Raw genomic sequence first — 12,342 nt, forward strand, 5'->3', positions numbered from 1 at the left:
CGATGTCGCAGCGCCAGCAGGGACTCAGCCCGGCGGCCAGTGCATCTGGCGTTGACCCAGCACGTGCATGTGGATGTGGTGCACGGTCTGCCCGCCAAGGTCGTTGCAGTTCATCACCACACGGAAGCCTTCCTCGCAGCCCTGCTCCCGGGCCAGGCGCTGGGCGGTGAAGAGGATATGGCCTGCCAGCGGCCGGTCTGCCTCGGTCAGGTGCTCGAGGGTGGGAATGTGCCTTTTCGGGATGACCAGGAAGTGCACCGGCGCCTGCGGGCCGATATCGTGAAACGCGACAACTTCCTCGTCTTCGTAGAACTTGCGCGCGGGAACTTCCCCCGCCACGATCTTGCAGAACAGACAGTCCATGGGCGATTCCTCCGGCCTCGGGTGCTTTCCCGAGTGTAGCGGTGCCCGTCGCGACCGCCCAAGCGTGAAGGAGCCGCAGTGAAGAACGACATACACGACCTCGGCCTGGTCCTGGATTCCCGGGTCAAGCTGATCCTGATCGAGTCCTGGGACGAGCCGAAGGTGATGGAAACCCTCACCGGCCTGGCGGTCAGGCGCGGCCTTGGCCTGTATGCCTGGTCGGTGACCGAGGGCGTGCAGCGCCTGGGCTTCGGCGGCGAGCCGCTGGGCGGGGAGGAGAGCCGCGACCCGGTCGCGGCGTTGCGCTTGATCAAGCACGATCAGCAGGCGAATCTCTACGTGCTCTGCGACCTGCATCCTTTCCTTGGCGACAGCCCGACCCTGGTGCGCCTGCTCAAGGAAATCGCCATGGCCGAAGGCAATCATCGACCGACCGTGGTGCTGGTGTCCCATGCGCTGAAGCTGCCGGCCGAAGTGCAGCGCTTCGCCGCGCGGTTCTCGCTGTCCCTGCCCAGCGAGGACGAACTGCTCGGCATCGTCCGCGAGGAAGCGACGCGCTGGAGCGAGCGCAACCGTGGTGCCCGCGTGCGCACCGACAACCGCACCCTGCAGCAGGTGGTGAAGAACCTGCGTGGGCTCAGCCATGCCGAGGCGCGGCTGCTGGCGCGCAACGTGATCTGCAACGATGGGGCGATCACCCAGGAGGACCTGCCCGAGCTGAACCGCACCAAGTTCCAGCTACTCGACCTGGAGGGCGTGCTGAGCTTCGAGTACGACACCGCGCGCTTCGCCGAGGTCGGCGGGCTTGCCGCGCTCAAGCGCTGGCTCGGCGAGCGTCAGTCGGCGTTCCTCGCCGGCAAGCCTGGCGACCAGCCGAAGGGCATGATGCTGGTCGGCGTGCAGGGCGCCGGCAAGAGCCTGGCGGCCAAGGCGGTGGCCGGCCTCTGGGGCTTGCCGTTGCTGCGTCTGGATTTCGCCTGTCTCTACAACAAGTACTTCGGCGAAACCGAGCGCAACCTGCGCGAGGCGCTGCGCCTGGCCGAACAGATGGCGCCCTGCGTGCTGTGGATGGATGAAGTGGAGAAGGGCATTTCTGGCGGCGACCAGGACAACGGCGTCAGTCAGCGCGTGCTGGGTACCCTGCTGACCTGGATGGCCGAGCGCGAGGCGCCGGTCTTCATGGTCGCCACCGCGAACGCTATCGACCGCCTGCCGCCCGAACTGATCCGCAAGGGACGCTTCGACGAATTGTTCTTCGTCGACCTGCCGACGCCGGAGGTTCGCGCCGAGATCTTCCGCATCCATCTGCAACGCCGCGAGCTGGAGCCGGCACAGTTCGACCTCCTTCTGCTGGCGGCTGCCAGCGAGGGTTTCAGCGGGGCGGAGATCGAGCAGGCGGTGGTGGCGGCACTGTACGCCGGGCAGGCGCGACAGCAGGCGGTGGATCAGGAGCTGTTGCTCAGGGAGCTGTCGCGAACCTCGCCGCTGTCGGTGCTGATGGCGGAAAAGCTCGCCGCGCTGCGGACCTGGGCCAAGGGGCGGGCGGTGCCGGCAGACTGAGCCGACGGCTAACCTCGTTGCCCTGCGAGGAGAGGCCGATCAACCCCGTGGGACGGAGGGTACCGCCGAGGCGTTGATCCGCGCGGCGAGTCGGCGCACCAGCCAGCGTGGCGCCAGGCGTGGGCTCAGCGCCAGCAGGCGATTGCGCCAACCGGGGACGATCAGGGCGCGGTTCTTGTCCAGCCCGCGCAGGGCCAGCAGCGCGACTTCCTCCGGGGTCATCATCAGCTTGCTCCGGTCGAGCCTGCCGAGCCGCATCCCGGCTTCCCGGAAGAATGCCGTACGGGTTGGCCCAGGGCACAGCACCGAGACCTTGACGCCGCGCCCTTTCAGTTCTTCCCGCAAGCCTTCCGAGAAGTGCAGGACGTAGGCCTTGCTGGCGTAGTAGTTGCTCATCCAGGCGCCGGGCTGGAAGGCGGCCACCGAGGCGATATTGAGTATCTGGCCACCGCCCTGCGCCGCCATGCGGGCGCCGAGGGAGTGGCAAAGGCGGGCCAGGGCCAGGATGTTGAGTTCGATCAGCTCCTGTTCCCGCGCCCATTCCTGGTCGATGAAGGGGCCGGAGGTACCGATCCCGGCATTGTTAACCAGCAGGTCGATCTGTCGTTCGCCCTGTTCCAGTTCGTGCAACAACCCTGACAGTTGCAGCGGCTCGGAAAGATCGCAGGTGCGGAACAGCACTTCCACGCCGAAACGCTGCGCCAGCTCATAGGCGATGCTCTCCAGCGCGTCGCGCTGGCGCGCCACCAGGATCAGGGCGCGACCGCGCCGGGCCAGGGCTTCGGCTAGGGCCAGGCCGATACCGCTGGAAGCGCCGGTGATCAGGGCATAACGGGGCATTCGAGACTTCTCCGAAACGGACGGGGAATTGGACCCCGCCCGTCGCGAGGGGTTGCGTGGCTACTGTTGGTCGTCGTCTTCCATGGCCTCTGCCGCCGCCGTGGCGGCTTCATCGGCTTCGGCCGCCGCTGCGGCGGCCTGCTCGTCCGTGGTGTACGGGTCGGCTGGAGCGCTGGCGCCGCCGTCATAGTTCGCGCGCTCCAGGTAACCCTGGTAGGACGGCAGGGCGATGGCGGCGATGATACCGACTATCGGCAGCAGGATGATCAGACTGGCCAGGACTTTCACCCCGGTGCTGTTCGCCGGCGGCGGCGGACCGTAGCGGTTGGCGCCGGTGCTGCCGGGCAGGACCAGCATCAGGATGCCGAACACGCTGCCGACGAAGGGGACGAAGTTGAGCAGCCAGAGCCAGCCCGACCAGCCGAGGTCATGCAGGCGCTGCACGCCGATCATCACGGCAATGACGATGAAGGCGATCGAGGCCAGGGCGGTGACGGCCACGCCGACGGTTTCGCCGAGCAGGAAGCCCAGGCCCATGATGACGAGGAAGCACAGCGTCATCGCCATCGACCAGCCGAGATAGCGCAGGCGTCCGATCCGGCCGTTGGTGGTGAACACGTTCAGCTCGCCGAACTCGGGGAGGGCTTCGCCGACCTGGGCGCTGGGTGGTGTGTAGGGAGACGCGCCCGCGCCCGCGGCCGCGGAGGCCGCAGGCGCGGCGTTTTCGCCGAGCTGCGCCTGGCGCGCCAGGTACTTCTCGATGATGATGCCGCAAGCCGAACATTCCGCTCCGCTGGGCTGTTCATGGCCGCATTTCGGGCAGGTCATGGGAGGCAGGTGTTGCGCTGGGGTTTCTTCCGCGACCTGGGGGTTGTGATCGGGCGTTTCCACCAGGCTCAGGCTGGCCGCCAGGTCGACTTCCTTGTAGGCATTGGCGCCGGCCTGGCGCAGGGCGGTCAGGTAACGCTCCGCCTCGGCCTCTGGAAGTTCGCGTTTCAGCACCACCGGGCGACCGCCGAAGAGGGCGTCGATCTTGCCCGGTTCGCTCTTGAACAGGCGGGCGAGATTGTCCTTCACGGTTTCGAGCGATGCGTCGGGCATCAGCTCGCCGGAGAAGACGATCTTGAAGCGTTGGTCGGTCATGCAGGCATCCTTGTCAGCTGGGGTGAGAGAAATGCAGCCGACAGCCTAATCGGCGGCCTTGGCGCCCACAAGCGCGAGATGAGAACTCCCGCACAAGCCGGGGCGCCGTGACCTGGCGGTTTCAGCGCGGCCAGCGGTTGGCCAGGCGATCCATGTTCCGCAGGGCGTCTCGATATTCCCGGTCGAGGCGGGCGACCAACTCGTCGACGCCGGGCAAGTCGTCTATGTTGCCCGCGCCCTGGCCGGCGGACCACACGGTCTTCCAGGCCTTGGCCTCGTCGTTCACCGGCTTGAGTTTCTCGCCGTAGTTCATGTCTGCCTTGTCGGTCAGGCGCTTCAGATCGTAGCCGGCGGCCTCCAGGCTTTGCCGCATGAAGCTGGCCGGTACGCCGGACACCGCCGGGGTGTGCACGATGTCGGCGGCGCGTGCCTCCAGGATCATCTGTTTGTAGGCGTCGGAGGCATTGCTCTCGCGGGTGGCGATGAAGCGGGTGCCGAGATAGGCCAGGTCGGCGCCGAGCATCTGTGCGGCGAGAATCTCGTGGCCGTGGTTGATGCAGCCGGCCAGCAGCAGAGTCTTGTCGAAGAACTGGCGGATTTCCGCGACCAGCGCGAAAGGGCTCCAGGTCCCGGCGTGGCCGCCCGCGCCGGCCGCCACCGCGATCAGGCCGTCGACCCCGGCCTCGGCGGCCTTTTCGGCGTGGCGGCGGGTGGTGACGTCGTGGAATACCAGGCCGCCGTAGCTATGCACAGCGTCTACCACTTCGCGCACTGCGCCGAGGCTGGTGATGACGATCGGTACGCGGTGCTCGACGCAGATCCGCAGGTCGGCCTGCAACCGCGGATTGGTGTTGTGGACGATCAGGTTCACCGCATAGGGCGCGGGATTGTCCAGCGCTTGCAGGCCGGCCCCGATTTCCTCCAGCCAACCCTCGAAGCCGCTGCTCTCGCGCTGGTTGAGCGCCGGGAAGCTGCCGACGATGCCGCTGCGGCAGCAGGCCAGCACCAACTGCGGGTTGGATACCAGGAACATCGGCGCGGCCACCATCGGCAGTCGCAGGCGTTGGTCGAGCAGGGCGGGCAAGGACATGGACAGGACTCCTGGGTCAGAAAGGTTTGAGCACCACCAGTAGGACGATCAGCAGCAGGAACAGTACAGGCACTTCGTTGAACCAGCGGTAGAACACATGGCTGCGCCCCGGCTCGCCGCGGGCGAAGCGCTTGAGCATGGCGCCGCAGGCGTGGTGGTAGCCGATCAGCAGGACCACCAGGGTCAGCTTGGCGTGCAGCCAGCCTTGGCTCAGCCAGCCGGGGGTGAGATAGAGCATCCAGAGGCCAAGGACCAGGGTGGCGAGCATCGAGGGCATCATGATCCCCCGGTAGAGCTTGCGCTCCATGACGCAGAAGCGTTCCCGGCTGGTCTGGTCCTCGCTCATGGCGTGGTAGACGAACAGGCGCGGCAGGTAGAACAGGCCGGCGAACCAGCAGACTACGGCGATGATATGGAAGGCTTTGAGCCACAGGTACATCAGGACATCCTCTTGATCACGGTGCCCCGATAGTAGAGGGATGGCTGGAACGCGTCACCCTGGCGGCTTGCCGCTGTCTGATTTGCCGGCAGATATGGCCGCATAACAGGTAGGAACATTCGGATAGGGCCTCGCAGCAATTTCTGCCCGACGACCCCGCGGGCTAGACTGCCGACCGAAGGGCCGAACCGGTCGCAAAGCCGGACGCCCAGCGCTGTTCATGCCGGCGCTCGGCTCTTATCATTGGCCTCTTTTGGCTAGCTTGCCTCAGCGCGCGGAGTGATGGACAGATGATCAAGGTCGGCATCGTTGGCGGTACGGGTTATACGGGCGTGGAACTGCTGCGCCTGCTGGCGCAGCATCCGCAGGCCCGGGTGGAAGTGATCACTTCGCGTTCCGAGGCGGGGGTGAAGGTCGCCGACATGTACCCGAACCTGCGAGGTCATTATGACGACCTGCAGTTCAGCGTGCCGGACGTGCAGCGCCTCGGCGCCTGCGACGTGGTGTTCTTCGCCACGCCGCACGGCGTGGCGCACGCGCTGGCTGGCGAACTGCTGGACGCCGGGACCCGGGTCATCGATCTGTCCGCTGACTTCCGCCTGGCGGACGCCGAGGAGTGGGCGCGCTGGTACGGCCAGCCGCATGGCGCTCCGGCGCTGCTCGACGAGGCTGTCTACGGCCTGCCGGAAGTGAACCGCGAGAAGATCCGCCAGGCCCGCCTGATCGCCGTGCCGGGTTGCTACCCGACCGCGACCCAACTGGGCCTGATCCCGCTGCTGGAGGCCGGCCTGGCCGACGCCTCGCGGCTGATCGCCGATTGCAAGTCCGGGGTCAGCGGCGCCGGTCGGGGCGCCAAGGTTGGCTCGCTGTTCTGCGAGGCGGGCGAAAGCATGATGGCCTACGCGGTCAAGGGGCATCGGCATCTCCCGGAAATCAGCCAGGGCCTGTGTCGGGCCTCCGGCGGCGACGTCGGGCTGACGTTCGTACCGCACCTGACGCCAATGATCCGCGGTATCCATGCAACCCTCTATGCCCATGTCGCGGATCGCTCGGTCGACCTCCAGGCGCTGTTCGAGAAGCGCTACGCCGACGAACCCTTCGTCGACGTGATGCCGGCCGGCAGCCATCCGGAGACCCGCAGCGTGCGTGGCGCCAATGTCTGCCGAATCGCCGTGCATCGCCCCCAGGGCGGCGACCTGGTGGTGGTGCTGTCGGTGATCGACAACCTGGTCAAGGGCGCCTCGGGTCAGGCGCTCCAGAACATGAACATCCTGTTCGGGCTGGACGAGCGCCTGGGCCTCTCGCATGCGGCCCTGCTCCCCTGATGTCCGGCTGGGAACTCCAGTTCCGTGATCCACGGCGGGCCTGGCTGGTCCGCCTCGGGGTGGGTGCGCTGCTGCTGGCGGTTCCGCTGGCGTTTCTCGGCGGTCGCTGGTCGACCGGGGCGGACGCCGCTCGCAGCGAGGCCGATGCGCAACGCCAGGAAACCCTGATCGGCGAGCAGAAGGCCGAGCTGGAGCGCCTGCGTACCGAAATCGAGGTGTTGCGCAGCGGAGAACGCCTCAGCCAGCAGGCCACCGAACAGAGCCGGCAGACCATCAAGCTGCTTGAGGACCAGGTGTTCAAGCAGCAACAGGACATCGCGTTCTACAAGGGGGTAGTCGCGCCGGCCAGCAAGGCGGATGCGCTGGAAATCCGTGCCTTTGAGGTGCAGGGCACGGACGACCCGCAGCGCTTCCGCTATAAGGTGATGCTCAGCCGCCTGGGCAGGGACGACCGCAAGCTGGATGGGCGGCTGAAAGTCCGCATCAGCGGCAAGCTGGCGCGCAAGGACGCTACCTACGACCTCGAACAGCTCTCGCCGGAACTGGGCAAGGCAGGGCTGTCGATTTCCCTCCGGCATTTCCAGTCGATCCCAGAAGGGGGGCGTTTCGCCGAGCTGGAGCTGCCGAAGAACTTCATCCCGAAGCTGATCGACGTACGTGCGGAGCTAAATGGCCAGTCCAAACCGCTACAGCGCCGTTTCGATTGGCCGAAGCAGTGAGTGAGCATTATGTGGAGCAAGAACAAAGGCCGGGCCGACGTCCAGCGTTTCACCGGGCAGACCAGCCTGATCGCCAGCGGCGCCGAACTGGTCGGTGACATGAACCTCAAGGGCGCGGTGCAGATCGACGGCACCGTCCGCGGAGCGTTGCAGGCGCACGAAGGGCTGGTGCGGGTCAGCGCCGGCGGTCGAGTCGATGGCGAAATCCGGGCCCCCCATGTGATCATCGACGGTCAGGTGGATGGCGACATCCATGCCATCGAACGCCTGGAGCTGGGGGCCCAGGCCCGGGTGAAGGGCAATCTTCACTATGGGCTGATCGAAACCGCCATGGGGGCCCAGATCGAGGGCCGCCTGTGCCCGATGACCGAGGCCAGTCCGCGCCCGCTGGAACTGCCTGCCAGCGTGGAAACTGTGGATTAGTTGACCATTTTTCTGGGACAAGAGGATAATGGGCGTAATGTTGTAACGCACGGCCTCAAGCCGGGAGATTCGGAAACATGAGCATCGAAACCTTCACCCCTACGCCCCTGCTCTTTACCCCAGGCGCAGCCAACAAGGTGAAGACGTTGATTGACGAAGAGGGCAATCCTCGCCTGAAACTGCGTGTGTTCGTCACCGGCGGCGGTTGCTCGGGCTTCCAGTATGGCTTCACCTTCGACGAAGATATCGCCGATGACGATACCGTGATCGAGCGCGATGGCGTGGGCCTGGTGGTGGACCCGATGAGCTTCCAGTACCTGGCGGGCTCGGAAGTCGACTACCAGGAAGGCCTGGAAGGTTCGAGGTTCGTCATCAAGAACCCGAACGCCGCCACGACTTGCGGTTGCGGACAGTCGTTCTCGATCTGACGTCGATGGGGCCGCTACGAAAACGCCGCGCTTATATGCGCGGCGTTTTCGTTTCAGGCGGGATACAGCGCGCCCAGAGTTCTGGGACCGAGCGCACCGGTCACATCAGGGCAGTTGCCGGGCAGGCGCTCGAGAAACCGATGGGCTAGCCAGGCGAATGCCATGCCCTCCATCCAGGCAGGGGGAATGCCGTATTCGTCGGTACTGGCGACCCGAGCTTCGGGCATCAGCATGGCCAGGCGCTTCATCAGCGCCGTATTGAAGGCGCCGCCGCCGCATACCAGCACCTCTTCGCAGTCCGGCTGGGCGTCCAGCAGCGATTCGCTGATGCTGCGCGCGCTCAGCTCCAGCAGGGTTGCCTGGATATCCGCTGCCGGCAAGGCAGGGTGACGAGCCAGGTGCTCCTGCAGCCAGGACAGGTTGAAGCGCTCGCGCCCGGTGCTCTTGGGGCCACGCGCGGCGAAGAACTCATCCGCCAGCAGGCTTGCCAGCAGTGCGTGGTTCATCTGGCCGCTGGCGGCCCACGCACCGTCCCGGTCGAAATGTTCGCCGCGTTGGTGATGAATCCAGGCGTCCATCAGCACGTTGCCCGGGCCGCAGTCGAAGCCGCGTACCGGCTTTCCGGGGCTGAGCAGCGAAACGTTGCTGAAGCCACCGATGTTCAGGACCGCCCTGGAGGCGTCATCATCGCCAAACAGCGCCTGATGGAAGGCCGGTACCAGCGGGGCGCCCTGGCCGCCGGCTGCGACGTCGCGGCGGCGGAAGTCGGCGACGACATCGATGCCGGTCAGCTCCGCCAGCAGGGCGGGGTTGCCGATCTGCACCGTGAAGTGGCGAGTGGGTTCATGTCGGATGGTTTGACCGTGACTGCCGATAGCACGGACTTCGTCGGGGCTCATCTGCTGCTGGAGCAGCAGTTCGCGCACGCCCTGTGCTGCAAGGGCGACCCAGCGTTGCTCGACTTCGGCGGCGCGGGCGATTTCATCGGGACCGGGGACGCACAGGGCGAGGATGTCTTCGCGCAGCCCGGCCGGCATGGGTAGGTAATGGGAAGCGAGCAAGGTGGTGCGATCACCTTGCTCGATCAGGACGATGTCCATGCCGTCCAGGCTGGTTCCGGACATCAACCCCAGGTAGCGCGGCACGATCAGCGCTGCTTGTTCAGGGCCAGGAGGGTTTTCTTCTCCTGATCCATGCGCGCGATCATCGGCTGGGTCTGCGCCATGAAGCGCTTGCGATCTGCGCCACCGAGCGGGTCCGCCATGGGCAGCTTGGCGCTCAGCGGATCGACGTGACGGCCATTGATCTGGAACTCGTAGTGCAGGTGCGGGCCGGTGGCCAGGCCCGTCATGCCTACGTAACCGATGATCTGGCCCTGCTTCACGCTGGTACCGGCGCGGATACCCTTGGCGAAGCGGCTCATGTGTCCGTAGATGGTCCGATAGCGCTGGCCGTGCTGGATCACCACGGCGTTGCCGTAGCCCCCCTTGCGTCCGGCTTCGAGGATCTTGCCGTCTCCGGTGGCCTTGATCGGTGTGCCGATGGGGGCAGCGTAGTCGACGCCCTTGTGCGCGCGGATCTTGTTCAGGATCGGGTGGCGGCGGCCCAGGGAGAAGCGCGAGCTGATGCGGGCGAAATCCACCGGCGTACGGATGAATGCCTTGCGCATGCTGGAGCCGTCGGCGCGGTAGTAGCTGGTATTGCCCTGCTTGTTGGTATAGCGCACGGCGGTGTAGGTCTTGCCACGGTTGACGAAGCGGGCGGCGAGGATATTGCCGGTCGCCACTTGCTTGCCGTTGACCTTGTGCTGTTCGTAGATCACGTCGAACTCGTCGCCTTCACGCAGATCGAGGGCGAAGTCGATGTCGTAGCCGAAGATGTTCGACAGCGACGTGACCAGGTTATAGGGCAGGCCGGCGTTACGACCGGCAACGAACAGCGAGCTGGTGATGCGGCCATGGGCATAGGCGGTATGCAGGTCGATCTGGGCCTTCTCGCGTTTGAAGGAGTAGCCCTTGTCGGTCTTGTCCAGGCCGATGGTCTCGAGTTCGCTCTGCTTGACTCGCAGCGCCTGCAGCTCTCCTTTGGGGTCGAGCTTGAGCTTGACCTCCTGGCCGACCTTCAGATGGGTGAAGCGCTTGGCATCCTTGCTGCTGGTCAGCATGTCGTGCATGGCCGAGGTGGAAAGGCCTGCCTTGGTGAATACGGTCGACAGCGTATCGCCACTGGCGACGGTGATGGTCTTCCACTCGGGATCGACGGGCTTGGTGTCGGCATCGGCTACAGATGCGCCCGGCTTGTCCGAGTCTTGCTCGGCGGTGTTGTCGTCGGAGGCGCCTTCTACCTGAGCGAAAGGCGTGCCTTCGTCGCTGGAATTGGTGACCGATTGCGGCAGGAGGTCGTCTTTCTCCTGAAGGAGGCGATCGGTGTTGCTTTCAAGCTCCAGATTGAGCGTGGTCCTCTTGGCCTCGACTTCGCTCGAGGGGAACACCAGTAGTGCCAAACTGAGGAGCGCTGCAACACCGCTGGCGGCCAACAAGTGGCTTTTCGGGTAATACGGCGGCGCTTTCTGATCGGATTGCGTCATGGCGTGATTGGTGTTTTTGGATTGTGAATAAATAACTGCCTAAAATATAACCAAAATCTCCTTGAATCAAGCCAAAAGTCGCGTCTGGCCTGGCTCCGTCCCCCTGACGGTCGGCAAAATTTGTTTTTAGTCTGCGATCTTGTATGGTTGGTTCCCTTTCGATTTTGGCAATTGGGCAGAACCTGTAAATGAAGTCGGTTGAAGAGCAGCTGGCGCTGATCCAGCGCGGTGCAGACGAGATCCTGGTAGAGGCGGAACTGGTGGCCAAGCTGAAGCGTGGCCAGCCCTTGCGGATCAAGGCCGGCTTCGACCCGACCGCTCCCGATCTGCATCTTGGCCATACCGTGCTTATTAATAAGCTGCGCCAGTTCCAGGACCTGGGGCATCAGGTGATCTTCCTCATCGGTGACTTCACTGGGATGATCGGTGACCCCAGTGGGAAAAGTGTTACCCGTCCTCCCCTGACGCGCGAGCAGGTTCTGGAGAATGCGGAGACGTACAAGTCCCAGGTCTTCAAGATCCTCGACCCGGCCAAGACCGAAGTAGCCTTCAATTCCACCTGGATGGACCAGCTGACCCCGGCTGACTTCATTCGTCTTGCCTCTCAGTACACCGTTGCGCGCATGCTGGAGCGCGATGACTTTAGCAAGCGCTATGCCAGCAATCAGCCCATCGCTATCCATGAGTTCCTCTATCCGCTGGTCCAGGGCTATGACTCCGTCGCGCTGAAGGCGGACGTCGAGTTGGGTGGCACCGACCAGAAGTTCAACCTGCTGATGGGGCGCGAGCTGCAGCGCGCCTATGGTCAGGAGGCCCAGGTGATCCTGACCATGCCGTTGCTGGAAGGGCTGGATGGCGTGAAGAAGATGTCCAAGTCGCTGGGCAACTATATTGGTATCCAGGAAGCGCCGGGTGTCATGTACAGCAAGCTGGTCTCCATTCCTGACACGCTGATGTGGCGTTACTTCGAACTGCTCAGCTTCCGTTCCCTGGATGAGATCGATAGCTTCCGCAAGGACGTCGAGGCGGGCGCCAACCCGCGTGACATCAAGATCAAGCTGGCCGAGGAGATCGTCGCCCGCTTCCATGGCGAGGAGGCGGCGGCGAGCGCACACAAGTCGGCCGGCAATCGCCTGAAGGAGGGCGAGCTGCCGGAGGACCTGCCGGAGATCGAGCTGTCGTCCCCCGAGGATATGCCCGTTGCCTCTGTCCTTAATAAGGCGGGGTTGGTGAAGAATGCGGCTGCGGCTCGCGATCTCCTGGGTGCCGGCAGCGTCAAGGTGGATGGGCAGGTCGTCGACCGCACCTTCATGCTGGCGCTGGGTGAAACCCGTGTGTTCCAGGCAGGGAAGAAGGCTTTCGCGCGCATCACGCTGAAAGCTGAATAATTCTTTCAAATAAGTGTTGACGCCAGTTTCTATCTCC

13 protein-coding genes are annotated in these 12,342 nt (G+C 64.7%); 6 read left to right on the forward strand and 7 right to left on the reverse strand.

The features are described from left to right. Positions 1–24: 24 nt before the first annotated feature. A complete protein-coding gene (locus tag HMPREF2581_RS17250) occupies positions 25–363 on the reverse strand; it encodes a histidine triad nucleotide-binding protein (protein WP_003085225.1) in 339 nt (112 codons plus the stop codon). A 78-nt stretch (positions 364–441) separates the two neighbouring features. Between HMPREF2581_RS17250 and HMPREF2581_RS17255 the strand changes: the two genes are divergently transcribed. After that, on the forward strand, positions 442–1,923 hold the full coding sequence (locus HMPREF2581_RS17255) for an AAA family ATPase (RefSeq protein ID WP_003121853.1): 1,482 nt from the start codon (positions 442–444) through the stop codon (positions 1,921–1,923). A gap of 39 nt (positions 1,924–1,962) precedes the next feature. Here HMPREF2581_RS17255 and HMPREF2581_RS17260 read toward each other — a convergent pair whose 3' ends face one another. The 4 genes from HMPREF2581_RS17260 to hemJ all read right to left on the reverse strand — a co-directional run bounded on the left by HMPREF2581_RS17260 (position 1,963) and on the right by hemJ (position 5,435). Continuing rightward, positions 1,963–2,763 (reverse strand): SDR family NAD(P)-dependent oxidoreductase, encoded by an 801-nt coding sequence (locus HMPREF2581_RS17260; RefSeq protein WP_003085237.1) that lies wholly within the window; start codon positions 2,761–2,763, stop codon positions 1,963–1,965. 60 nt (positions 2,764–2,823) lie between these two features. Then, positions 2,824–3,906, reverse strand: a complete 1,083-nt coding sequence (locus HMPREF2581_RS17265; protein ID WP_011666538.1) for a DUF805 domain-containing protein — start codon at positions 3,904–3,906, stop codon at positions 2,824–2,826. A 121-nt stretch (positions 3,907–4,027) separates the two neighbouring features. After that, positions 4,028–4,996 (reverse strand): NAD(P)H-dependent flavin oxidoreductase, encoded by a 969-nt coding sequence (locus HMPREF2581_RS17270; protein WP_003137419.1) that lies wholly within the window; start codon positions 4,994–4,996, stop codon positions 4,028–4,030. 16 nt (positions 4,997–5,012) lie between these two features. Beyond that, positions 5,013–5,435 (reverse strand): protoporphyrinogen oxidase HemJ, encoded by a 423-nt coding sequence (gene hemJ, locus HMPREF2581_RS17275; protein ID WP_003085245.1) that lies wholly within the window; start codon positions 5,433–5,435, stop codon positions 5,013–5,015. Between the two features lie 290 nt (positions 5,436–5,725). Here hemJ and argC point away from each other — a divergent pair, with 290 nt between their 5' ends. The 4 genes from argC to erpA all read left to right on the forward strand — a co-directional run bounded on the left by argC (position 5,726) and on the right by erpA (position 8,330). Further along, a complete protein-coding gene (gene argC, locus HMPREF2581_RS17280) occupies positions 5,726–6,760 on the forward strand; it encodes an N-acetyl-gamma-glutamyl-phosphate reductase (protein WP_003137420.1) in 1,035 nt (344 codons plus the stop codon). Then, positions 6,760–7,479: a DUF6776 family protein gene (locus HMPREF2581_RS17285; RefSeq protein ID WP_003137421.1), complete on the forward strand. Its 720-nt coding sequence runs from the start codon at positions 6,760–6,762 to the stop codon at positions 7,477–7,479. Before argC ends, HMPREF2581_RS17285 begins: the two co-directional genes overlap by 1 nt. Continuing rightward, entirely contained in the window at positions 7,480–7,902 is a 423-nt protein-coding gene (locus HMPREF2581_RS17290; RefSeq protein WP_003120826.1) for a bactofilin family protein, read from the forward strand. A 77-nt stretch (positions 7,903–7,979) separates the two neighbouring features. After that, positions 7,980–8,330 (forward strand): iron-sulfur cluster insertion protein ErpA, encoded by a 351-nt coding sequence (gene erpA, locus HMPREF2581_RS17295; protein WP_003085254.1) that lies wholly within the window; start codon positions 7,980–7,982, stop codon positions 8,328–8,330. A gap of 53 nt (positions 8,331–8,383) precedes the next feature. Here the strand turns inward: erpA and HMPREF2581_RS17300 are convergent, their stop codons facing one another. Together HMPREF2581_RS17300 and HMPREF2581_RS17305 are read right to left on the reverse strand one after the other, a co-directional pair. Beyond that, positions 8,384–9,475: an anhydro-N-acetylmuramic acid kinase gene (locus tag HMPREF2581_RS17300; RefSeq protein ID WP_003137422.1), complete on the reverse strand. Its 1,092-nt coding sequence runs from the start codon at positions 9,473–9,475 to the stop codon at positions 8,384–8,386. A 2-nt stretch (positions 9,476–9,477) separates the two neighbouring features. After that, positions 9,478–10,917, reverse strand: coding sequence for a peptidoglycan DD-metalloendopeptidase family protein (locus HMPREF2581_RS17305; RefSeq protein WP_003085274.1), 1,440 nt, complete (start codon positions 10,915–10,917; stop codon positions 9,478–9,480). 188 nt (positions 10,918–11,105) lie between these two features. On the opposite strand from HMPREF2581_RS17305, the gene tyrS reads away from it, so the two are divergent. Further along, positions 11,106–12,305 (forward strand): tyrosine--tRNA ligase, encoded by a 1,200-nt coding sequence (gene tyrS, locus HMPREF2581_RS17310; RefSeq protein WP_003113167.1) that lies wholly within the window; start codon positions 11,106–11,108, stop codon positions 12,303–12,305. Positions 12,306–12,342 lie beyond the last annotated feature (37 nt).

It is taken from the genome of Pseudomonas sp. HMSC057H01, assembly GCF_001836405.1.
GTDB lineage: Bacteria > Pseudomonadota > Gammaproteobacteria > Pseudomonadales > Pseudomonadaceae > Pseudomonas > Pseudomonas aeruginosa.

Excerpts from the sequence above, each read along its gene's own strand:
- tyrS (WP_003113167.1), top strand. The coding sequence starts at position 11,106 with ATGAAGTCGGTTGAAGAGCAGCTGGCGCTGATCCAGCGCGGTGCAGAC.
- HMPREF2581_RS17265 (WP_011666538.1), bottom strand. The coding sequence starts at position 3,906 with ATGACCGACCAACGCTTCAAGATCGTCTTCTCCGGCGAGCTGATGCCC.
- HMPREF2581_RS17285 (WP_003137421.1), top strand. The coding sequence starts at position 6,760 with ATGTCCGGCTGGGAACTCCAGTTCCGTGATCCACGGCGGGCCTGGCTG.
- hemJ (WP_003085245.1), bottom strand. The coding sequence starts at position 5,435 with ATGTACCTGTGGCTCAAAGCCTTCCATATCATCGCCGTAGTCTGCTGG.
- HMPREF2581_RS17260 (WP_003085237.1), bottom strand. The coding sequence starts at position 2,763 with ATGCCCCGTTATGCCCTGATCACCGGCGCTTCCAGCGGTATCGGCCTG.
- HMPREF2581_RS17270 (WP_003137419.1), bottom strand. The coding sequence starts at position 4,996 with ATGTCCTTGCCCGCCCTGCTCGACCAACGCCTGCGACTGCCGATGGTG.
- erpA (WP_003085254.1), top strand. The coding sequence starts at position 7,980 with ATGAGCATCGAAACCTTCACCCCTACGCCCCTGCTCTTTACCCCAGGC.
- HMPREF2581_RS17305 (WP_003085274.1), bottom strand. The coding sequence starts at position 10,917 with ATGACGCAATCCGATCAGAAAGCGCCGCCGTATTACCCGAAAAGCCAC.
- argC (WP_003137420.1), top strand. The coding sequence starts at position 5,726 with ATGATCAAGGTCGGCATCGTTGGCGGTACGGGTTATACGGGCGTGGAA.
- HMPREF2581_RS17250 (WP_003085225.1), bottom strand. The coding sequence starts at position 363 with ATGGACTGTCTGTTCTGCAAGATCGTGGCGGGGGAAGTTCCCGCGCGC.